The organism is Solimicrobium silvestre, from assembly GCF_002976435.1.
GTDB lineage: Bacteria > Pseudomonadota > Gammaproteobacteria > Burkholderiales > Burkholderiaceae_D > Solimicrobium > Solimicrobium silvestre.
Genome location: NZ_PUGF01000004.1, coordinates 80509 through 103376 on the forward strand (window position 1 = coordinate 80509; position 22868 = coordinate 103376).

At 47.4% G+C, this 22868-nt stretch carries 19 protein-coding genes; 7 read left to right on the forward strand and 12 right to left on the reverse strand.

Annotation, left to right across the window (positions count from 1 at the left end):
- Nucleotides 1-45: 45 nt before the first annotated feature.
- The 4 genes from S2091_RS05935 to S2091_RS05950 all read right to left on the reverse strand — a co-directional run bounded on the left by S2091_RS05935 (nucleotide 46) and on the right by S2091_RS05950 (nucleotide 7953).
- Nucleotides 46-1509 (reverse strand): glutamate synthase subunit beta, encoded by a 1464-nt coding sequence (locus S2091_RS05935; protein WP_105530885.1) that lies wholly within the window; start codon nucleotides 1507-1509, stop codon nucleotides 46-48.
- 16 nt (nucleotides 1510-1525) lie between these two features.
- Complete coding sequence (locus tag S2091_RS05940; protein ID WP_105530886.1) at nucleotides 1526-6184, reverse strand: glutamate synthase-related protein; 4659 nt, start codon at nucleotides 6182-6184, stop codon at nucleotides 1526-1528.
- A 185-nt stretch (nucleotides 6185-6369) separates the two neighbouring features.
- Nucleotides 6370-7095 (reverse strand): transposase, encoded by a 726-nt coding sequence (locus S2091_RS05945; protein ID WP_105530887.1) that lies wholly within the window; start codon nucleotides 7093-7095, stop codon nucleotides 6370-6372.
- A gap of 141 nt (nucleotides 7096-7236) precedes the next feature.
- The gene (locus tag S2091_RS05950) at nucleotides 7237-7953 is read right to left on the reverse strand and encodes a PhaM family polyhydroxyalkanoate granule multifunctional regulatory protein (RefSeq protein WP_105530888.1); all 717 of its coding nucleotides are present in this window, start codon (nucleotides 7951-7953) and stop codon (nucleotides 7237-7239) included.
- A 297-nt stretch (nucleotides 7954-8250) separates the two neighbouring features.
- Between S2091_RS05950 and S2091_RS05955 the strand changes: the two genes are divergently transcribed.
- The 4 genes from S2091_RS05955 (at nucleotide 8251) to S2091_RS05970 (ending at nucleotide 11232) form a co-directional block, all read left to right on the forward strand.
- A complete protein-coding gene (locus tag S2091_RS05955) occupies nucleotides 8251-9300 on the forward strand; it encodes a DUF3108 domain-containing protein (protein WP_105530889.1) in 1050 nt (349 codons plus the stop codon).
- Nucleotides 9297-10058 (forward strand): DUF3108 domain-containing protein, encoded by a 762-nt coding sequence (locus S2091_RS05960; protein ID WP_105530890.1) that lies wholly within the window; start codon nucleotides 9297-9299, stop codon nucleotides 10056-10058. Before S2091_RS05955 ends, S2091_RS05960 begins: the two co-directional genes overlap by 4 nt.
- Nucleotides 10059-10104: 46 nt before the next feature.
- Nucleotides 10105-10821 (forward strand): 7-cyano-7-deazaguanine synthase QueC, encoded by a 717-nt coding sequence (queC, locus tag S2091_RS05965; RefSeq protein ID WP_105530891.1) that lies wholly within the window; start codon nucleotides 10105-10107, stop codon nucleotides 10819-10821.
- A gap of 99 nt (nucleotides 10822-10920) precedes the next feature.
- Nucleotides 10921-11232, forward strand: coding sequence for a metal-sensitive transcriptional regulator (locus S2091_RS05970; RefSeq protein ID WP_105530892.1), 312 nt, complete (start codon nucleotides 10921-10923; stop codon nucleotides 11230-11232).
- A gap of 82 nt (nucleotides 11233-11314) precedes the next feature.
- Here S2091_RS05970 and S2091_RS05975 read toward each other — a convergent pair whose 3' ends face one another.
- The 8 genes from S2091_RS05975 to rpmH form a co-directional block, all read right to left on the reverse strand.
- Nucleotides 11315-11797 (reverse strand): hypothetical protein, encoded by a 483-nt coding sequence (locus tag S2091_RS05975; protein WP_105530893.1) that lies wholly within the window; start codon nucleotides 11795-11797, stop codon nucleotides 11315-11317.
- A 119-nt stretch (nucleotides 11798-11916) separates the two neighbouring features.
- Nucleotides 11917-12183, reverse strand: coding sequence for a Txe/YoeB family addiction module toxin (locus tag S2091_RS05980; protein ID WP_105530894.1), 267 nt, complete (start codon nucleotides 12181-12183; stop codon nucleotides 11917-11919).
- A complete protein-coding gene (locus S2091_RS05985; protein ID WP_105530895.1) occupies nucleotides 12180-12440 on the reverse strand; it encodes a type II toxin-antitoxin system Phd/YefM family antitoxin in 261 nt (86 codons plus the stop codon). The genes S2091_RS05980 and S2091_RS05985 overlap by 4 nt, the downstream gene beginning before the upstream one ends.
- Before the next feature lie 59 nt (nucleotides 12441-12499).
- Complete coding sequence (gene mnmE, locus S2091_RS05990; RefSeq protein ID WP_105530896.1) at nucleotides 12500-13885, reverse strand: tRNA uridine-5-carboxymethylaminomethyl(34) synthesis GTPase MnmE; 1386 nt, start codon at nucleotides 13883-13885, stop codon at nucleotides 12500-12502.
- Between the two features lie 158 nt (nucleotides 13886-14043).
- On the reverse strand, nucleotides 14044-15726 hold the full coding sequence (gene yidC / locus S2091_RS05995; RefSeq protein ID WP_105530897.1) for a membrane protein insertase YidC: 1683 nt from the start codon (nucleotides 15724-15726) through the stop codon (nucleotides 14044-14046).
- A gap of 24 nt (nucleotides 15727-15750) precedes the next feature.
- Complete coding sequence (gene yidD, locus S2091_RS06000; protein WP_105530898.1) at nucleotides 15751-16077, reverse strand: membrane protein insertion efficiency factor YidD; 327 nt, start codon at nucleotides 16075-16077, stop codon at nucleotides 15751-15753.
- The gene (rnpA, locus tag S2091_RS06005; RefSeq protein WP_105531036.1) at nucleotides 16074-16520 is read right to left on the reverse strand and encodes a ribonuclease P protein component; all 447 of its coding nucleotides are present in this window, start codon (nucleotides 16518-16520) and stop codon (nucleotides 16074-16076) included. The genes yidD and rnpA overlap by 4 nt, the downstream gene beginning before the upstream one ends.
- A gap of 67 nt (nucleotides 16521-16587) precedes the next feature.
- Complete coding sequence (gene rpmH, locus S2091_RS06010; protein WP_057289000.1) at nucleotides 16588-16722, reverse strand: 50S ribosomal protein L34; 135 nt, start codon at nucleotides 16720-16722, stop codon at nucleotides 16588-16590.
- 792 nt (nucleotides 16723-17514) lie between these two features.
- Here rpmH and dnaA point away from each other — a divergent pair.
- From dnaA to gyrB, 3 genes are all read left to right on the forward strand, one after another.
- Nucleotides 17515-18900: a chromosomal replication initiator protein DnaA gene (gene dnaA, locus S2091_RS06015; protein ID WP_105530899.1), complete on the forward strand. Its 1386-nt coding sequence runs from the start codon at nucleotides 17515-17517 to the stop codon at nucleotides 18898-18900.
- Nucleotides 18901-19000: 100 nt separating this feature from the next.
- Entirely contained in the window at nucleotides 19001-20104 is a 1104-nt protein-coding gene (dnaN, locus tag S2091_RS06020; RefSeq protein WP_105530900.1) for a DNA polymerase III subunit beta, read from the forward strand.
- A gap of 118 nt (nucleotides 20105-20222) precedes the next feature.
- Entirely contained in the window at nucleotides 20223-22727 is a 2505-nt protein-coding gene (gene gyrB, locus S2091_RS06025) for a DNA topoisomerase (ATP-hydrolyzing) subunit B (protein ID WP_105530901.1), read from the forward strand.
- Nucleotides 22728-22868 lie beyond the last annotated feature (141 nt).

Here is a 22868-nt window from a genome sequence, read left to right on the forward strand (position 1 = left end):
AAACGAATTGAAAATTTATTCCAATTCGTCTTTTTCTAAAACTTCTTAAAGTGGCAATAATGAAGAACCCATCAAGAATTTATCCACCGCCTGCGCGCATTGCCGCCCTTCACGAATCGCCCAGACCACCAACGATTGCCCGCGTCGCATATCGCCTGCGGTAAATACCTTATTTACAGAACTCACGTAGGCTTTTACGCCCTCAGTGGTAGCACGCACATTGCCACGCGCATCTTGCTCAACACCGAAGGATGTTAATGTTTGTTGCACTGGCGATACAAATCCCATCGCCAATAACACCAAATCTGCCTTGATTTCAAATTCAGAATCGGCAACTTCCTGCATTTTTCCATCACGCCATTCAACCCGCGCTGCGATCAGTTTTTCCACTTTGCCATTCCGACCTTCCAGCCGTTTAGTGGCAACCGACCAATCACGCTGACAACCTTCTTCATGTGAAGAGGATGTACGCAGTTTGAGCGGCCAATAAGGCCAAACCAATGGAATATTCTCTTGCTCCGGCGGCATAGGCATTACTTCAAACTGACTGACCGAAGCAGCGCCATGACGATTGGATGTACCGACGCAATCGGAACCGGTATCACCACCGCCGATCACCACCACATGTTTGCCAGTGGCTTTGATTTGTTCTTTGACCTTATCGCCTGCATTGACTTTATTTTGCTGCGGCAAAAAATCCATCGCAAAATGTACGCCTTTTAATTCACGACCCGGTACCGGCAGATCACGCGGTTGCTCCGCACCGCCAGCCATGATGATGGCGTCAAACTGCTCTTGCAACTGCGCTGCCGAAATAGTTTCTTGCGACCAGTTGGTGATATTTTGGGGGAAGTCATCACCAACCAGCACACCGGTTTTAAACACGACACCTTCGGCCTGCATTTGCTCTACGCGACGATCAATATGCAATTTTTCCAATTTGAAATCGGGAATTCCATAACGCAATAATCCGCCTACTCTATCGTTTTTTTCAAACACGGTAACCGCATGACCAACCCGCGCCAATTGTTGTGCCGCGGCCATGCCAGCCGGTCCCGAACCCACGATGGCAATTTTTTTGCCGGTGGAACTGCTGGCTATTTGCGGTTTAATCCACGCATTTTCCCAACCCTTGTCGATAATAAAATGCTCTATCGATTTAATTCCCACCGCATCTGAATTAATTCCCAAGGTACAGGCTGTTTCACACGGCGCAGGACAAATCCGGCCGGTAAATTCCGGAAAATTATTGGTTGAATGCAGCGTATCCAGCGCTTCCTGGTAATTACCGCGATACACCAAGTCATTCCAGTCAGGAATGATGTTATTCACCGGACAGCCGTTATTACAAAAAGGAATCCCACAATCCATGCAGCGTGCCGCTTGCGTTTTGGCAGCGGCGTCATCCAGATGCAGCAAAAATTCTTTATGATGTTTTACCCGTGTCGCAGGCGCTTCCGCGGCTTCTTGCAAGCGCGCATATTCCATAAAACCAGTTACTTTACCCATAGTCAAATCCTCTTCTTTAGGCGGCTTTTTGAGTTAATTTGGCGGCTTGCATTTCAGCTAAAGCACGTTGATATTCAGTCGGAAATACCTTGACGAACTTGGCACGACTACGCGCCCAGTCGTCCAGCAAATTACGCGCCCTGGTGCTACCGGTATGTTTGAAATGGCGTTCAATCAGGTTACGCAAAATAGCTTCATCCGTTTCGCCTATCCCGCCTCTTAATACGCTGTGATAGAGAACACCGCTATGCGCTTGCTGCTCGATGCCGGACAACACCGGCTCCAGTGTCACCATGGACAGATTGCACTTCGCCGCAAAGTCCCCGTGCTCGTCATAGACATAAGCCAAACCGCCCGACATCCCCGCCGCGAAGTTGCGTCCGGTGTCACCCAGCACGACAACGGTGCCGCCCGTCATATATTCACAACCGTGATCGCCAGTACCTTCCACCACCGTGGTCGCACCTGAATTACGTACTGCAAAACGTTCACCAGCCACGCCGTTAATGAACGCTTCGCCAGCGATTGCGCCGTATAACACGGTATTTCCGCAAATAATATTGTCCACGGCGCGGCCACGGAATTCGGTATTCGGGCGCAAAATAACTCGCCCGCCGGATAAACCTTTACCGACATAATCGTTGCCTTCACCAACCAAATCCAAGGTAATGCCGTGCGCTAAAAATGCCGCGAAGGATTGTCCTGCAGTGCCTTGCAATTGAATATGGATCGTATCGTCTGGTAAACCATCATGACCGAACTGACGCGCTACCAAGCCAGACAGCATGGTGCCGACAGTGCGATTGACATTTTTTACCGACGAAATAAACGAGACCTTTTCACCGGTTGTTAATGCGATCTGTGCTTGCGCAATTAATTTGTGATCCAGAGCTTTTTCCAAACCATGATCTTGCACATCCACATGCCTGATAGGCGAGTCTTTTTCAATTTGATGGAAAATTTTACTAAAATCCAAGCCTTGCGCTTTCCAATGCGTGATTGCTTTAGATTTATCCAGCAGATCAACCCGACCTATCATTTCATCAAAACTACGCAAACCCAATTGCGCCATAATTTGACGCACTTCTTCGGCCACAAAGAAGAAATAGTTCACCACGTATTCAGGCTTGCCAGCGAATTTGGCGCGCAATAATGGATCTTGCGTTGCAACCCCAACCGGGCAAGTATTCAAATGGCATTTGCGCATCATGATGCAGCCTTCCACCACCAATGGCGCAGTTGCAAAACCAATTTCGTCAGCGCCCAGCATCGCAGCGATCGCTACGTCACGGCCAGTTTTCATCTGACCATCAGCCTGCACCCGAACCCTGCCGCGCAAGCCATTTAATACTAAAGTTTGCTGGGTTTCCGACAAGCCCAACTCCCACGGCGTACCGGCGTGTTTTACCGATGACAATGGCGACGCACCGGTACCGCCGTCATGACCTGCGATAACAATATGATCGGCCTTAGCTTTAGTAACACCGGTTGCCACTGTTCCAACGCCCACTTCCGAAACCAATTTGACTGAAATTGAGGCTTTAGGATTGGCATTTTTCAAGTCATGAATCAACTGCGCCAAATCTTCAATCGAATAAATATCGTGATGCGGAGGCGGTGAAATCAAACCCACGCCAGGTACTGAAAAACGTAGTTTGGCAATGTATTCCGATACTTTATGTCCCGGCAATTGCCCGCCCTCGCCCGGCTTGGCACCTTGCGCCATTTTGATTTGAATTTGGTCTGCTGAATTCAAATATTCCGCCGTCACGCCAAACCGCCCGGAAGCGACCTGCTTGATTCTGGAACGCAGTGAATCGCCATCCAACAAAGGAATATCCACTTTGATTTGCTCAGCGCCCAAAATCGAAGCCATGGTTTCACCCTGCTTGATCGGGATACCTTTCAGCTCTTGCTGATAACGCGCCGGATCTTCGCCACCTTCACCGGTGTTCGATTTACCGCCAATGCGGTTCATCGCCACAGCCAACGTGGTATGCGCTTCAGTGCTGATCGAACCGAGCGACATTGCGCCAGTGGCAAAGCGTTTAACGATCTCTTTGGCCGACTCAACCTGATCAAGCGGAATGGCTTTTGTTGGATCAATTTTAAATTCAAATAAACCACGCAACGTCATATGGCGTTTAGATTGATCATTAATAATCTGCGCGTATTCTTTGTACGAATTGAAGTTATTGCTGCGCGTGGAATGCTGTAATTTCGCAATCGCATCCGGCGTCCACATATGATCTTCACCGCGTATCCGGAATGCATATTCACCACCCGCATCCAGCGCATTGGCTAGCACCGGATCAGCGCCGAAGGCTTGTTTATGCAACAGCAAGGCTTCTTCCGCTACGTCAAATAAACCGATACCTTCGACATTGGACGCCGTGCCACGGAAATATTTACTCACCAGTGCTTTACTCAAACCAACCGCTTCAAAGATCTCCGCGCCGCAATACGACATATAAGTTGAAATGCCCATTTTGGACATCACCTTCATCAAGCCTTTGCCGATTGCTTTGGTGTAGTTATAAATTGCTTCATCTGCGCTGAGTTTTAACTCGGCCGCCATGACTTGCAGGCTTTCCATTGCCAAATAAGGATGCACTGCTTCGGCACCATAACCGGCCAACAAGGCAAAGTGATGCGTTTCACGCGCCGAACCGGTGTCCACCACCAAGCCGGTAATGGTGCGCAAACCGCGACTGACCAAATGCTGATGTACCGTCGACGTCGCCAACAAGGCCGGAATCGCCACCGTATCCGCGTCCATTTTTCGGTCTGAAATAATGATGATGTTATGGCCTGATTTAACCGCATCAACCACTTCCGCACAAATCGACGCCAGACGCGCTTCGATACCTTCTTTGCCCCACACCACTGGGTAGCAAATATTTAAATCATAGGATTTGAATTTCCCGCCGGTGTATTCACTGATATTCCGCAAGCGCGCCATGTCGGCAAAATTCAACACCGGTTGCGCAACCTCTAAACGCATCGGCGGATTGATGTTATTAGTATCGAGCAGATTCGGTTTCGGGCCGATAAATGACACCAGCGACATCACCATCGCTTCACGGATCGGATCAATCGGCGGATTGGTTACTTGCGCAAATAACTGCTTGAAGTAGTTATAGAGCGTTTTATTTTTGTTGGAAGTAATCGCCAGGGGTGAATCGTTACCCATTGAGCCAATCGCTTCTTCACCCGACTCGGCCATCGGCGTCATCAAAAATTTAATGTCTTCCTGCGTGTAACCAAACGCTTGCTGGCGGTCTAACAAAGCCACGTCAGAACTGGCCAACGCGGCGGCTTCCGGCAATTTATTCAGCTTGATGCGTACCGAATTAATCCACTGTTTATACGGCTTGGCATTGGCATAGGTATTCTTGATTTCTTGGTCGTCAATAATACGACCAGCATCTAAATCGATCAAAAACATTTTGCCCGGCTGTAAACGCCATTTTTTAATGATCTTTGATTCAGGGATCGGCAACACACCAGATTCCGACGCCATCACCACTAAATCATCATCAGTAATGATGTAACGTGCCGGACGCAAACCGTTGCGATCCAAAGTGCCGCCAATTTGACGGCCATCGGTAAATGCCATCGCCGCAGGGCCGTCCCACGGTTCCATCATCGCGGCGTGGTACTCGTAAAAAGCGCGCCGGTTGTCATCCATCATCGTGTGGTTTTCCCACGCTTCAGGAATCATCATCATCATTGCTTGGGCGATCGGATAACCCGCCATCACTAACAATTCCAGTGCATTATCAAAACACGCGGTGTCGGATTGGCCTTCAAAAATAAGCGGATACAGTTTTTGTAAATCGTTGCCCAACACCGCGGAACTCATCACACCTTCACGGGCGCGCATCCAGTTAAAGTTTCCTTTTACCGTATTGATTTCACCGTTATGCGCAATCATCCGATACGGATGTGCTAACGGCCATTCTGGGAAAGTATTGGTTGAAAAGCGCTGATGCACCAGCGCCAATGCGGAAATAAAGCGTGGATCTTGCAAATCCTGGTAATACACGCCGACTTGGGTAGCTAACAGCAAACCCTTGTAGACGATGGTGCGCGCCGACATCGACGGCACAAAATATTCTTTGCCATGAATTAAATGCAAGGCTTCAATCGCGTGTACAGCCGATTTGCGGATTACGTATAACTTACGCTCTAACGCGTCGGTCACCATAATATCGGGGCCGCGGCCAATAAAAATCTGGCGAATGACAGGCTCTTTGTCGCGCACGGTCGGCGACATCGGCATGCTTTTATCTACAGGCACGTCGCGCCAGCCCAGCACTATCTGCCCTTCGATGCGCACCGAGCGTTCAATTTCTTGTTCACATGCTAAACGCGATGCGTGTTCTTTCGGCAAAAACACCATTCCTACGCCATATTCCCCTGGCGGCGGCAAGATCACATTTTGCAAAGCCATTTCTTCACGGAAGAATTGATCTGGTAATTGCAGCAAAATCCCGGCACCGTCGCCCATTAGCTCATCGGCACCAACCGCACCCCGATGATCCAGGTTTTGTAGTATCAACAAACCTTGCTCAACAATCATGTGACTTTTATTACCTTTAATGTGGGCAACAAAGCCAACACCACAGGCATCGTGTTCATTTTTTGGATCGTACAGACCTTGCGCTTGCATTATTTTTCTCCACAACGGGACTAGGGGGTGAGCAAAGAATAAAGCACTGCAACATTTAATTCAACAGAATTAAATAGGGTCAGAGATCATTAAATATGAATTTAATTTAATCAAAAATTAAATAGGGTCAGAGTTGTTTGCGAGAAATAAAAAAGCATCCTACCCTAGCTTCCCTATCCGATTATTTATTTTGGATTGTTCTCATCCTGCTTTTCCAACTTCGGTTTATGCAAGCGCGGCCGACCGCGTTTTAATGGATTAATTCGCCGACTTGCCTGCTTCTCTAATTGCTCCTTGAAATGCGAAGAGCCTAACGGCCAGCCTTTCAAACAAGCTTTAGTTATCTCTTCAATTTCTTTTAAAGTAAGTGCCTGCTCCAGCAATTCCTTATATACTGCCTCACGCTGAAAAGGCGTATTACCCAAATTCCAGTACAGCGGATGATCACTGATTAACGGATCAACCAACGCACCTATATGGTGCAAATAACTGGAATCAACATAGTCGGCAGGGGCTGACACCAATCCGGCGCGCACAGGATTAGACTCAATATAGCGGCTGCACAACATAAAATATGCTGCAGAATCGATCAGTAAGGACTTAAACCGACCCTGCCAAAGCGTACCGCTACGTTCATAACGCCGATTAAAATAAGGGACATAGTGCCGACCTAGCCATTGCATCATGCGCCCCAACCCGTCATCGGTTTGTGGAGTTGCTAATAAATGGAAGTGATTTGGCATGAATACATAGGCATGGATCGCAACATCAAATTTCTTTGCCGCCTCTAAAAGCAGTTGGCGAAACAACGCGACATCATCCGCATCACAAAAAATTAGCCGGTTATCATTGCCCCGTTGAATTATGTGATGTTGATGATTTGCAATAGTGAGTCGGGGTAACCGTGCCATGTTTTAAGAGAGTAGCTTACTTTTTTGAGGGGGATTAAAGCGATATATCGACAATAATATTGCCAATGTTTTCGTCAAAAAACAGGGAAATTCATATACCTCCCTGTTTTTTGAAAAAATTAATTTATATACACGGGGATGCTAAACAGATTTACCCGTCTTTGAAGCCGCACCAGTTTTTGCTTTGCTGGCAGCTTTAGGTACTGGCTTAGCTGGCGACTTTGGTGCCGACTTAGTTGCACCCTTGGCAGGTGGTTTCGGTGCCGCAGATGCGCTGGCCTTCAAATTCGTCGCCTTAGCAACCAATTGCGTTGCCGCATCGGTTGCCGCTTTAGTTGCATCTTCAGTTACCGACTTTGCCACCTCATAATTTGCCGCACTGTTTGCCAGCGCTGTGCCAAGTGCCTGCTTAAATTGCTCTTGCACGCCATTCCACCAAGTAGCAGATTGACTCATTAAGGGCGCAACGTCGGCATCTTCCTGCGCACCAGACTTTGTAGCTGCTGCAGCTCCAGATTCAGATGCCAAACCCGCTGCAAATGGATTGCTGGTTCCACTAGAATTCACGCTTTGCATGGTTTGTGCCATGGTGGAACTCAGCGAATGTAAGGTGGCAATGGTGGCACGCTGAATTTCCAGGGCTTGAATAGTGCTATGAAGCATCGTCATATTCACCGTTAACCAGGACTCTACTGTCTTCAATTCCTGAATCCGCTTATCCATGTCTTCCAGCGACATGCTGGGCACTGGCATCGACATGCCCGGTACCGTCATTCCCGGTACACTCATGCCGCCCCATAATTTTTTTACGAAACTCAAGCTATCATTAAATGCATCTGATGAGGCTGATTGGGTCATAGCGTTATCTCCAAGGTCAAAGTTCAAAGGTAAAGAATTAGAAAGGGGATTAATGAAACGGTAATGCATCTTGCCCTTGCTTGATTAACTGGTCAAGCCTGAAACTAGTCAAGTACTAATCATCGCGAACAATAGTCAACATAAACAGAAGGTTACATACAAACTAAGCCTGCATAAAATTAACGAAAACGTATACACTGACGTCTCTTCGCTTGTCTTCGAATAGCTTGGTGTCGCAAGCTGGCTTCTCTACCGCAGGATTTTCTTTTGTATGACTAAAAAATAGAGCGAAACATTTTGAACACGCGCCGCATCATTCCTATTTTTCTCACCGCTTTAGCGCACTTAGTGCTGCTACAATTTTTTAGCGGAACTCGCTTTACATCGCCGATACCCAACATCGTCGTTCCAGTCACGCTGCACGAAATCCCGGTCATTACTAAATTTACCGCTCCACCCCCAAAAGCGACTCCACAAAAGAAAATCCAGCCATTACCGCCGCACCCCAAAGCACCCGTTGAAATCGAACCTATTAGCCAGTCGCCAGAGCCCGCCGAGTCAACTGAATCAGCAGCGCCCATGGCAGAACCTGCCGCGACTGAGCTGAGTGTAGCCGCGCCAATACCAGAAACAATTCCTGCACCGGTCGCTCAAACTGCACCGGCCTTATCAACCTTACCGCCGCCTTCAGCTAGTTATATCTTGGACGTAGTGCGTACCGAGCCTAACGTGGCCAATCCTTATTATGGTTCAGGTGAAATTCGCTGGGAACATGATGACAAAAGCTACACCATGCAAATGGAGGTTGGCGTCAATTTATTATTCACCACGATCCGCTTATACAGCTTGCAAAGTGAAGGCGAACTGGCCGAAACCGGCATCAAACCGCGCACAGTAACTGAAACACGGCGCGGACGCTCGGCAACAGCTACCCATTTTAATTACGACAGCAATACCATTAGTTTTTCAGCGTCCACAGCAATGCTTCCTTTATCGGACGGAGCTCAGGATAAAGCCACCGTGTTAATGCAATTAGCCAGCATCGGCAACGCAGATCCTAGCCAATTCCAGGCCGGTAAAAACATCACCATCCAAGTCGCGGAAGAAAAAGAAGCTAGCCCTTATCAGTTCGTTGTAGTGGAACAAGAAACCATCGACACCAAACTTGGCCACCTGCTAACCTGGCACATCGTTCGACCGCCACGCCCCGGGCTTTACTCTTCACGGCTAGACATCTGGATCGCGCCAGATTTACATTGGCTACCCGTGCAAATTCGCAATTCCGAAGCCAACGGGGCCATTACTACGCAAACTATTCGTAAAATCATCACAGGATCAAAACAATGAAATTTTCACTCAGCCTTTCCCTTATTTTTGCATCACTACAGCTACTCAGCACAGCTGTTTTAGCTGAAGAGCATCCCAGCATTAATTATCCAACCAATTTAGCGCCATCAGCGCAACTGCACTACCACATCAAAGCCAAACAAAGCGGTTTTAGTCTGGATGGCGAAGCCGATGTCAACTGGCAGGTAGGCGGCTCAAACTCAACCCAAACTTATTCCATCAAAACCGAAACGCGCGCCGCAATTCTTGGGAAAATTTTGCAGGCGGATAGCACCGGATTAATCGATTCGTTCGGCTTGGCACCAGATCAATTTGAAGAAAAACGCTTAGGTAAACCAGCCACGCAAACCCGCTTTGACCGCAAAACTAAAACACTGAATTTTTCCGAATCGAGTGAAACATATCCGCTCAAAGGCGGAGAACAAGATCGTACCAGCGCCGTCTGGCAGTTAGTCTCCATCGCCCGCGCAGCACCAGCCCAATTTATTCCAAACTCCCAATGGAAGCTATTTGTGGCTGGCCGCCGTGATGCAGAAAAGTGGACGTTTACGGTGGACGACAACGTCACCATCTCTACGCCATTCGGCAATGTCGCCACAGTGCATATCATCAAGGCACCGCCACCAGATTCCAAAGATCAACGTTTGGATATTTGGCTGGCACCGAGCATGGAATGGTATCCGGTACGGCTCAAATTTAGCGACGCCAATGGCGATACGATAGATCAGATTTTAGATCGCGTTAAAAATAACCCTTAAGTAATTCGTTAAAATAAGTCTTTAAATTAGCATTGAAAGGTCAACCATGAATTCGTCAGCCTTAGTTCTGTTCTCCGGTGGACAAGATTCCACTACCTGTTTAGCGTGGGCCTTAGAAAACTATGAGCGAGTAGAAACGCTGGGCTTTGATTATGGTCAACGGCACGACATTGAATTGGTGATGCGTCCCATTTTGCGCGAAAAAATCGCACCACTGCATCCGCATTGGGCGGAGCGATTAGGCCCGGACCATTTGCTTGACCTGTCACTAATCTCAAGCATTTCCGAAACTGCCATGACAGCGGATATCGACATCGTCATGCAAGAAAATGGCCTGCCAAATACCTTTGTACCGGGTCGCAATTTGTTGTTCATGACTGTCGCCGCAGCTCTGGCTTATCGGCGCGGCATTGATGTTTTAGTAGGTGGTATGTGCGAAACAGATTTTTCCGGCTACCCTGATTGCCGCGACGACACCATGAAAGCGCTGCAAGTAGCGCTAAATTTGGGCATGAACACCCGCATCAATCTGGCTACCCCATTAATGTGGTTAGACAAATCGCAAACATGGGAACTCGCACACAAATTAGGCGGCACCGCATTAATTGACTTAATCCGCACAGAAACCCACACCTGCTATTTAGGTGAACGTGGCAAGAAGCACGACTGGGGTTATGGCTGCGAAACGTGTCCGGCTTGCCTGCTGCGCGCTAAGGGTTACATGGAATTTATTGCCCGCAACAACATTTTTACAAAAAAATAACACACATGCTGTCCAAAATATAATTTTAATGCTAGCATACTCAGCATAGTATTATTGATGGACCCAAACAACCACCATACAAAAGAAAAGGAAGCTATCATGTCAGATACCCCCTTAAAAGTCGTTGTAGGCACTGCTCTCAACCCAGCACAGAAAAAAGATTTGATGCATCGTTTGGCACGTATTGAAGGCCAATTGCGCGGCATTCAAAAATTAATTGCAAACGCTGCGGTGCAATCCGATTGCGATGGTGTTGCCCAACAAATGGCTGCTGCCCGTAAAGCATTGGATCGTTCATTTGTTACCTTACTCACCAGCGCAATGGTTACTCATACTGCTGGCGCACAAAACGTGGAAGACGCGACATTACGCGCTCAGCATTTGGCGGCGTTGCTGGATAAATTTGCTTAATTAATCAGTTAATTAATTCAGGTATTAAAAAAGCCGCTAGATTTTTAAAATCTAGCGGCTTTTTGCATTGAGTCAGACAGCATCAACGATGCCAACCGCCACGACCATGCCAGCCACCGCCCCATCTTCCGTAATATCCTATACCAACCCCAATACCAATGCCGCCGTACCAAGGATTAACATAGACGGGACTATAGTAAGGATCGTAGTAACTGCTATACACCACTGGTGCCGGAGATTGAATATAAACCACCGACGGCGTTGGTGACTGCATATACACAGGCGCTTGTTGCACCACTACTGGCTGCTGATTAGTTGCAACAGTTGTCGTTGTCGGAGTTGAATTTGGTGCTGCGGCAGTAGGTGCCGCTGGTGCATAAGTCGGTGCAGATGCCGGAGGCATATAATTGCTAGGCTGCATCCCTACATATTGACCATTAACGTAAGTCGGTAAAACAGTGCTAGTCATGCGATAGCCTATCGGTTGCTGTGGTGCCACAACACAAGCACTCAACGCAGCCGTTAAAGACACTATCACCGCCATTTGAATAAATTTAATTTTCATATTCGCCTCTATTAAACAGTCCAACTATTAATACTATATTCCAACTTTCATAGCGTACCATCAACTTTTACATCTCATTCACAGATTTACTTTGCTATACAAAAGCGGGAGCACTGGCTTTATCTATCGTAATGCCCACGGCATGCAATGATAATAATTTGAGAATCTTCTACTGCGTAGACCAACCTGTGCACGTCATCAATACGCCGACTCCAAAACCCTGATAAGTTACCAAGCAGAGATTCAGGTTTACCTATCCCCTCAAATGGATCACGCAGCATGCCATTAATTAAGACATTAATTCGTTTCAGCATTTTCCGGTCTTGGCTTTGCCAATAGCTATAATCATCCCATGCCGTTGGCGTAAAACAAAGATGACGCTTCATTCGTCTGTTGCTATTAACTTACGTTGGACTGCCTTACCCGCGCGGTATTCTGCAATGGATTCAGCCAGATGGGCAGCATTACTCGGTGATGATGTCAGGTGGAGTGTTTCGATTAAGCTGTTGTAATAATTCAAGCCCATCACTACCGCATCCTCGCCATCGCGACGGTGAATAATGGTAACGTCTGCATCGTCTATGCTGTTATCCAATACTTTTTTTAAATTATTACGTGCTTCTGAATAAGTTAGGATGCGCATAAAATCCCCATAGTTGTGCAGTTAATTGCACAAGTATAACAAGATTTAACCAACACGATTTACTTCCCAATACAAAACCGGGAAAAGATCACTCCCAATAAATCATCCGAACTAAAAGCACCGGTAATACTGTTTAAGCTATCTTGAGTTAAACGTAACTCTTCAGCGAATAAATCCAGCGCCTGATCTGTTTGCGCGGCATGATACGCGGCGTGCTCTAAGTGTTCACTGGCTAATTGCAGCGCGTGTAAATGACGTTCGCGTGCCATATACAACGATTCACCAGTTTGCTGCCATCCGGCAATACGCAACAATTCGTTGCGCAGCAAATCAATGCCTTGATGTTCATGTGCAGAAACGTAGACATGTGCTGAGCCTTCCATGACATCTATAGCGGGATGATGGCCGGAAATATCAATTTTATTCCAGACCCGAATGATAGGCACTTCGGGCGGAAAGCGATCGGCAATCAATTCATCTTCCCGAGTTGGGCCACGGCTGGCATCCATTAAATGCAAAATAACGTCTGCCTTAGCTACTTCGGCCCACGTCCGTTGAATACCAATTCGCTCAACCACATCAATTGCATCTTCGCCCATTGCTTCGCGAATTCCGGCGGTATCGATCATATTCAAAGGCACGCCTTCGATATGAATTGTTTCCACCACCTTATCACGCGTCGTTCCGGCGATCGGCGTCACAATCGCAATGTCATCACCGGCCAACGCATTTAATAACGAAGACTTACCGACGTTGGGCTGCCCGGCTAACACGACATTTAAACCGTCACGCAAGATTGCACCTTGAGCGGCTTGCTCGACCACTTTGCGTAAAGCCAGTTGGATACGAGTTAATTGCCCACGTGCATCCGATTTCTCTAAGAAATCAATTTCTTCTTCCGGAAAGTCCAGAGTTGCTTCGACCAGCATGCGCAACTGCACTACTTGCTCAACCAGTTGGTGAATCACTTTGGAAAATGCACCGGACAATGATTGTGAGGCAGACTTAACCGCCGCTTCTGTCGATGCCTCGATCAAATCGGCCACAGCTTCCGCCTGTGCCAAATCTAATTTATCATTCAGAAACGCCCGCTGAGTAAATTCGCCCGGCTCGGCTAAGCGCAGCCCGATATCCTTGCCCGCTTCCAGACAACGCGCCAGCAACATTTGCAACACTACAGGGCCGCCGTGGCCTTGTAACTCCAAAACATCTTGCCCGGTGTAAGAATGTGGCGCTTTAAAATACAGAGCCAACCCTTGATCGATCACACTGCCATCAGCATCTAAAAAAGGCAGGTACGTTGCGTGCCGTGGTTTGAGATTTACCTCGGGGAACAAGGCCTTCAATAATGGCATTATTTCTTGACCGGAAACACGTACAACACCAATACCGCCGCGTCCAGGAGCGGTTGCAATGGCGGCAATCGGGGAAGAGTCCAAATTCATTTTTATCGGCCTTTTTTTATTTAATGCAGAATCAATTTAAGCTCTACAGTTTAGGTGTAGATTCAAAGCAACGGAAGAGCAAATGCGGAAAAGCCCGGTTAAACCCGGGCTTTTCTCCTTGCGTATCAATCGCCGCTAAGGCGATTTACGTAGGCGCTTTATTTTGCCGCAGCTATATTTTTTGTAATCACCCATTGCTGCGCGATCGACAATACGTTATTAATCACCCAATACAGCACCAATCCAGATGGGAAGAAGAAGAACATTACCGAAAATACCAGCGGCATAATTGCCATCATCTTGGCTTGCATAGGATCAGCAGGCGCCGGATTTAACTTGGTTTGGATGAACATCGACACAGCCATCAAGATCGGCAAAATCAGGAATGGGTCAGGCGTGGATAAATCATGGATCCATCCCAGCCAAGGCGCGTTACGCAATTCGACACTCGCCAACACGACGGAATACAAGGCCATAAATACCGGAGTTTGAATCAAAATCGGCAAGCAACCACCCAACGGATTTACTTTTTCCGTTTTGTACAATTCCATCATCGCTTGATTCATTTTTTGCGGATCTTCTTTATGACGTTCGCGAATCGCCGTCATTTTAGGCGTCAGCAATTTCATCTTACCCATACTGCGGAAGCTAGCAGCCGATAATGGGAAGAAAGCCAGTTTGATGAAGATAGTTAAAACAATAATCGTCCAGCCCCAGTTGCCTAAGACATTGTGGATTTCATCCATCAGCCAGAACACCGGCTTAGCAACGATCGTAGTCCAGCCGTAGTCTTTTACCAGATTGAAGCCCGGTGCAACATGGTCCAAAATGGAAGTCACCAACGGGCCGGAATAAATCTGCGCGCTCAATGTTTCAGAAGCGCCCGGCGCTAATGTACCCATCGTCATGATGTTACCGACTGCGTATAAATTGGTGTCGACCTTTTTAGTGAAAATTTCACGCTGTACTTTATCTTGCGGAATAATCCCGGAAACAAAGTAATGTTGAATCATTGCGATCCAGCCGTTATCGGCTTTGAGTGCGTGGGTTTCTGAGTGTTTTTCGATTTTATCGAAGGTAAGTTTTTGGAATTTCTCTTCTTCGGTAAATACCGCAGGACCAGTAAAGGTACTGTAGAAACGTGATTCACCCTCTAACTTGCCACCATCGCGCACCAGTTGCATATACACCGAAGGGGTAATTGGCGCGGCCGTATCATTCACGACCTGATGTGACAGATCAATAGAGTAAGAGCCTTTTTTGAAGGTGTAAGTCTTGACTAACTTAACGCCATTCTGTTCGGATTCCAACACTAATTGCACTTGACCAGCCGCGTCTAAAGTACGCAAGCCAGGTTTAGCGACAAACAACGATTTATGATTTGGGTAATTGCCCAGCAAGCCGCTTTGCGCCAAATAGGTACGCTTTTCGCTACGGTCAAATAACACTACATTCGATTCTGCTGTATGCGTAGCATTTGGCATAATCAACGATTTCCAGCCGCTACCAAATGAAGTATCAGCGCCTTCTTTTTGCTTTAATAATTCCAGATGGCTTAATTCACCACCCAACGTATCGATTTCAACCTTGAACACATCAGTCACAATGGTGATAACTTCACCATGCAAAGGTACCGCCGTCGCATCAGTTACGCCTGGTGTTGAACCATCTACAGCGGCAACCGTTGGATTAGCCGGATCTGTTTGCAGCGCATCCTTCTTAACGACTTGCGTCGGGCTGGCAAAAAACATGGAAGGATTTCCATTGAAACGCTGCCAGTTTTCCCATAGGAGCAACAGCGACATTAAGAAAACAATCCACAGGACGATACGCTTATTCATAAATGCTATCCAAAAATGTCTTAATCAGTTGTGAAGATGATGGTGTGAGGTGCATTTATTGTGAGTGCCACAATAAGAGCGCGCCAATTTTAATCTAGTTTTGCTATTTTCATCGGGTTGTTGGTCTTTATTAGTTTCGTTTTCCGGAACTAAGTCTATGCCGCCCGAATGCCAGGGATGACACTTGCACAGTCGTTTACCTGCCAAAGCGGAACCCTTGAGTACGCCGTGACGACGTATCGCCAACTCGGCGTAAGCTGAACAACTTGGGTAAAAACGGCAGTTTTGCCCTAAATAAGGGCTAATGGTGAGTTTGTACGCACGCAGCAAAAAAAGCAGAATCGACTTCATTCTGCACTCGCATCTGTTGCGGGGGGCTTGGCTATGACTAAAGCTGCAGCAGCCGCAGCTTCCAGTACACGATTTAGCTTAGAAGGAATCGCAAACAGGCTCAACACTTCTGCATGTAACAGCGCTTGAATCGCAGCGGTACACGCCGGTTCTTTTTTACTGCCTACCGACTTGGATAAACGCACTACGCAATCCAAACCTAAGGAGCTCAGCAATTCAGATTGGCGAAAACCTTCTCTCACAGCACGTTTCACCGCATTGCGGGTAACGGCACGTGGAGCCAGCCGTTTGGCAGCTACAACGCCTAAACGCGCGTGCGACAACGAATTGGGACGCGCATATAAAACTAGGTGGTCTGTCTTAAACACGGGCCGCAAACGAAAAACGGATGAAAACTCATCCGTTTTAACGATACGACGCGTGCGTTCGAAATTACCAGTCATGGCATTAATAATCACTTAGTTCATTCACTTAGTTCATTAATTAGTAACGCAGGTAATTTTTTAACACTTATACAGCTAAACGCTTGCGGCCTTTAGCACGGCGTGCGTTCAAAACGGCACGGCCGCCACGGGTTGCCATACGGGCACGGAAGCCATGAGTGCGCTTGCGGCGTACGACGGAAGGTTGGTAAGTACGTTTCATGTTGGTCTCGCTAATCTAGCAAAAAAATCGGTTCAAATTCGGGCTGGTTTACTGCTTAATATATTACTATTACTCGCTACTCTAACTATTCACCTAGGACGGAGCATGCGGGACAACATAACAACTACAACGCATGACAAACAGCCTAAACAGACATTTCAACATCCTGACAAACAACATAAGAGAAGCACGCAGAGTCTGTCGCCACAAATAAATCAAAGGCAGAGAACCTGAGATTAGACAGCATTTTGCCGTTTCCTGTCAAGAGTTAAGCGTAAAAACTTCGCATTACGTTGGTAAATAAAGTATATATTTCACTTTAGAATACTCTAGTATTAATTTCAAGAAATCATCCCAATAGTCATGTTTTTCATTAGCCAATATATATACTGCCGAAAAATACGATTTCCATCATATTAAGAGCCATTAAATACGTTAAATATTTAAAAAAATACGGGAAGTATATGAATCTTGGTAAGCCAGACTCAAAACGGGCGCATTTTATCTCAAAAAGTGCCGCGCCCTACCCCATCGCCCAAATCCACGACACAGACAGGAATTAACCCAATGAAACTTGCTGTGGTCACAAAAAGTTTCAATTGACACAAAACAACGCAATAAAAAATAGTCGGCCAGCCTGTGGATAACTTCCCCAGTCGCGGGTAGAATAGCGGTTTGGTAATTTGAGTCGCGCAGTTGCCGAGTTTGGTTCTTAATGGCAACAAACTTATAGTCATATGTAATCATGCGCACTCAATCGACCCGTCGCAACAACTCACTCAGTAAAGATTCATGGAAAATTTCTGGCAGGCTTGTTCCGCCCAATTGGAGCAGGAATTAACTCCTCAACAATTTAGTGCATGGATTAAACCACTTACCCCGCTTGATTACTCAGAAGGTAAGTTGCGCATTACTGCGCCCAATCGCTTTAAACTGGATTGGGTAAAAACCCAGTTCGCCAGCCGCATCACCGAATTAGCCATCCAGTTTTGGGATGACCAGATTGATGTGCAATTCATTCTTGACCCACGCTTAAACGTCGCCAGAAAACCGTCGCACGACTTACCGGCCACGGTCGATATTGGCACGAGTCCCGATGAAGTTCGCAGTCCGGAGGAAGTTCGCCCAACCACGATTATTGAAACGCCAAAACGCGATCAAAGCCGCATCAACAATGCGCTCACCTTTGACAGCTTCGTAACTGGTAAGGCCAACCAATTAGCCCGCGCTGCGGCGATTCAGGTGGCAAATAATCCCGGTGTTTCTTACAACCCGTTATTTTTATATGGCGGCGTTGGTCTCGGTAAAACGCATTTGATCCACGCGATCGGCAATCAGATTTTAATTGATAACCCTAACGCCAAAATTCGCTACATCCACGCCGAGCAATATGTACGCGACGTGGTAACGGCTTACCAGCGCAAGGGTTTTGACGAATTCAAACGCTACTACCATTCGCTCGATTTACTACTAATCGATGATATTCAATTCTTTGCCGGAAAAAACCGCACTCAAGAAGAATTCTTCTATGCGTTTGAAGCCTTAATCGCAGCAAAAAAACAAATCATCATCACCAGCGATACGTATCCTAAGCAGATCACCGGCATGGATGATCGCTTAATTTCACGTTTCGATTCCGGTTTAACGGTAGCGATTGAACCGCCGGAACTTGAAATGCGTGTTGCGATTTTACTGAAAAAAGCCAAGCAAGAAGGCGTAGTATTTTCTGACGATGTGGCGTTCTTTGTCGCCAAACATTTACGTTCCAACGTGCGCGAACTCGAAGGCGCTTTACGTAAAATTTTGGCTTACTCACGTTTTCACGGCAAAGACATCACCATTGATGTGGTCAAGGAAGCGCTGAAAGATTTACTGTCGGTACAAAACCGTCAGATTTCTGTCGAAAATATTCAAAAAACGGTGGCCGACTTTTTCAATATGAAAGTCGCCGACATGTACTCCAAACGTCGTCCGGCCAATATCGCCCGACCGCGCCAGATTGCCATGTATTTAGCCAAAGAATTAACGCAAAAAAGTTTGCCTGAAATTGGCGAATTATTCGGTGGCCGCGATCACACCACCGTATTACATGCAGTACGAAAAATCACCGCAGACCGCAGCAAGAATCCGGAATGCAACCATGAATTACACGTGTTAGAGCAAACCCTGAAAGGCTAAATTGAACGCAGCGATTAACGTGCAATTCGCTTGTTAATCGCTTATTAGCTGGTTCAGTTTAGCAATTCATCCTTTTACTATTTACTTAGAGGACAGTCTTATGCAATTGGTCAAAACCCATCGTGACACTCTGCTGCGCCCTTTGCAAATCGTGAGTGGTATTGTCGAGCGTCGGCACACATTGCCGATTCTGGCCAATATCCTCATACGCAAAAATGGCGAAAAAGTGTCATTCCTGTCCACCGACATCGAAGTGCAAATCACCACCAATGCAGCCATTGGTTCCGGTGATGAAGTCACTGCGACCACGGTAGCAGCGCGTAAGTTATTAGATATTTTGCGCGCCCTGCCGGAAGGCGAAGTTTCACTGACGTTGGTGAATAAACGCCTGACGGTACAATCCGGAAAATCACGCTTCAATCTGCAAACATTGGCCGCGGAAGAGTTTCCTACAGTCGCCGTTGCCGAGCAATTTAATACCACGGTCAGCTTGCCGCAAAAAACCTTGAAGCACCTGTTTAACATGGTGCATTTCTCAATGGCGCAGCAAGATATTCGCTACTACTTAAACGGTTTATTGCTGGTAGTGGATGGCAAGAGCGTGATTGCAGTCGCGACCGACGGCCATCGTCTGGCCTATTGCCAGGTTGAGACCGATCAGGAATTTACCCGCCAGGAAGTCATTATTCCGCGCAAAACAATTATTGAATTGCAGCGCTTGTTGGAAGACACCGACGAGCCGGTACAAATCAATATTGCGAACAACCAGGTTAAATTAAATTTTGCCGATATCGAACTGGTTTCCAAATTAGTCGAAGGCAAATTCCCTGATTTTAATCGGGTAGTTCCTAAAGGTTACGTGCATAACTTCTCTATCGGCCGCGAACCGTTGCTGCGCTCGTTACAGCGCGCCGCGATCATGACCAGCGATAAATTCAAAGGTATCCGCTGCGTAATTACGCCAGGCAGCATGAAGATCAGTTCCACCAATGCCGACCAGGAAGAAGCCGTCGAAGAAATTGAAATCGATTACAGCGGCGACAGCGTGGATATTGGTTTCAATGTCACCTATTTGCTCGACGTATTGAACAACCTCAAATGCGATCAAATCAATATCGCTTTGGGTGACTCAACTTCGTCCGCCTTAATTACTGTTCCAGGTCAAGACGATTTCAAATACGTTGTAATGCCAATGCGGATTTAATCCGCAACAGCTTAGTTATATTTGCTAATCGCTTGCAGTGTTTGCAGCATTAGCAATTCGCTCGTTGCTTAGTTCGTTGCTTAGTTTGATGCTCTATTAAAATTTACCAAAGGTAGCCATGTCCGAGATTTTGCCAGATTCTAATCAAGATTCCACACCAGATCAAAGCCAATACGGTGCTTCTTCCATCCAGATTCTTGAAGGTTTAGAAGCCGTCAGAAAACGCCCCGGCATGTATATTGGCGATACGTCCGACGGCACTGGCTTGCACCACTTAGTGTTTGAAGTGTTGGATAACTCCATTGACGAATCTCTGGCTGGCCACTGTACCGAAATTCACGTCACCATTCATGCTGACAATTCCATTTCCATTACCGATAACGGCCGCGGTATTCCGACCGGTATTAAATGGGATGACAAGCACGAACCTAAGCGCAGCGCCGCTGAAATCGTGATGACGGAACTGCATGCCGGTGGTAAATTTGACCAAAACTCATACAAGGTTTCCGGCGGTTTGCACGGCGTTGGTGTTTCTTGCGTCAATGGTTTATCCAAATTACTCAAACTCACTGTCCGCCGCGACGGCAAAATTCACACCATGGACTTCGTGCGCGGCGTTCCGCAAGATCGCACCATTGAAACCATTAATGGCTTAGTTTGCTCACCGATTAAAGTAATCGGCGACACCGACAAACGCGGTACTGAAGTACATTTTTGGGCCGATGAAGAAATTTTCACTCACATTGAATTCCATTACGAAATTTTAGCTAAACGGATTCGTGAATTATCTTTCCTCAATAACGGTGTTCGCATCAAACTCAGCGACCACCGCAGCGGCAAAGAAGAATTATTCGCCTTTGAAGGCGGTACCCGCGGCTTTGTTGAATACATCAACAAAAGCAAGAGCGTATTACATCCAACCATTTTCCAAGCAACCGGCGAACGTATGTCGGACCAAAACACCAACATCTCCGTTGACGTTTCGATGCAATGGAACGATGCGTATAACGAGCAGGTTTTATGCTTCACCAACAACATCCCGCAACGCGACGGCGGTAGCCATTTAACCGGCTTGCGCGCAGCAATGACACGGGTAATTAACAAATACATCGAAGAACACGACTACGCTAAAAAAGCCAAAGTTGAAGTCACCGGTGACGACATGCGCGAAGGCTTGACCTGCGTGCTATCAGTGAAAGTACCTGAACCAAAATTCAGCTCGCAAACCAAAGATAAATTAGTGTCGTCTGAAGTACGCGGCCCGGTAGAAGAGATCGTCGCCAAAACATTAAGCGACTATTTGCAAGAACGCCCGAACGACGCCAAAATCATTTGCGGCAAAATTGTAGAAGCTTCCCGCGCTCGTGAAGCAGCCCGCAAAGCACGCGAATTAACGCGCCGCAAAGGTGTCATGGACGGCTTGGGCTTATCCGCCAAACTCGCTGACTGCCAAGAAAAAGATCCGGCCTTATGCGAACTGTACGTGGTCGAGGGTGATTCTGCGGGCGGCTCAGCCAAACAAGGTCGCGACCGTAAGTTCCAGGCGATTTTGCCATTGCGCGGTAAAGTATTGAACGTTGAAAAAGCCCGCTTTGAAAAAATGCTGTCCAGCGAACAGATCACCACCCTGATCGCCACGCTAGGCACCAGCATCGGCCCGGACGAATTCAACATCGAAAAACTGCGCTACCACCGCATCATCATCATGACCGATGCCGACGTCGACGGTGCCCACATTCGTACCTTGTTGCTGACCCTGTTCTATCGCCAAATGCCGGAACTGGTCGAACGCGGCCACATCTACATCGCCCAACCGCCACTGTACAAAGTAAAAGCCGGCCGCGACGAACGTTACCTCAAAGACGACACCGAAGAAGCCAGCTACATGATGACAGTCGCGTTGAATAACGCGGCACTGACCCCAAGTACCGGCGCAGCTCCGATTGAAGGTGAAGCATTGGCCGAATTAGTCCGCCAATACAACTTAGCCAACGCCATCATGCTGCGCTTAACCCGCATGATAGACCGCGCCGCACTCACCGCCATCATGACCGGCGTCACGTTGCAACTGGATACAGCTGCCAACGCAGAAATGACAGCGCAAGCCATGACCGCCGCAATTAACGACCCAAGCGTTAAAGCCATCGTCACCACCGATGATTTATCAGAACGCTTCGGCCTGCGCATCGAGCGCATGTACCACGGCAATGTACGAGTCAGCTCCATCGAAGCCGACTTCATTGAAAGCAACGACTACCGCGTATTAGCCAGCTCTGCCGCAACATTCCAAGGCTTGGTTGGCGAAGGTGCTTTCATCCGCCGCGGCGAAGGCGAACGAGTAAAAGAATCCAGCGTAGCCGACTTCCACCACGCCATGCTCTGGCTACGTGACGAAGCCGAACGCAGCGTTTCCAAACAGCGTTATAAAGGTCTGGGCGAAATGAACCCAAGTCAACTCTGGGAAACCACGATGGATCCAAAAGTACGCCGCTTACTCAAAGTACAGATCGAAGATGCGATTGCCGCAGATCAGATTTTTACTACCTTGATGGGTGATGATGTGGAACCGCGTCGGGCGTTTATTGAGTCGAATGCGCTGCGGGCTGGGAATATTGATATTTGATTTTGTCGGGTGACACGATAAGTGGGATTTAAGTCAAGTTAATGAAAAAATAGTGTCACGGTTAGTGAAATAATCGCTGGAAAACCGCTAGGAAACTGGCGGTTTTTTCTTATCGATAAGCGATAACTTCCAGTTGAATTC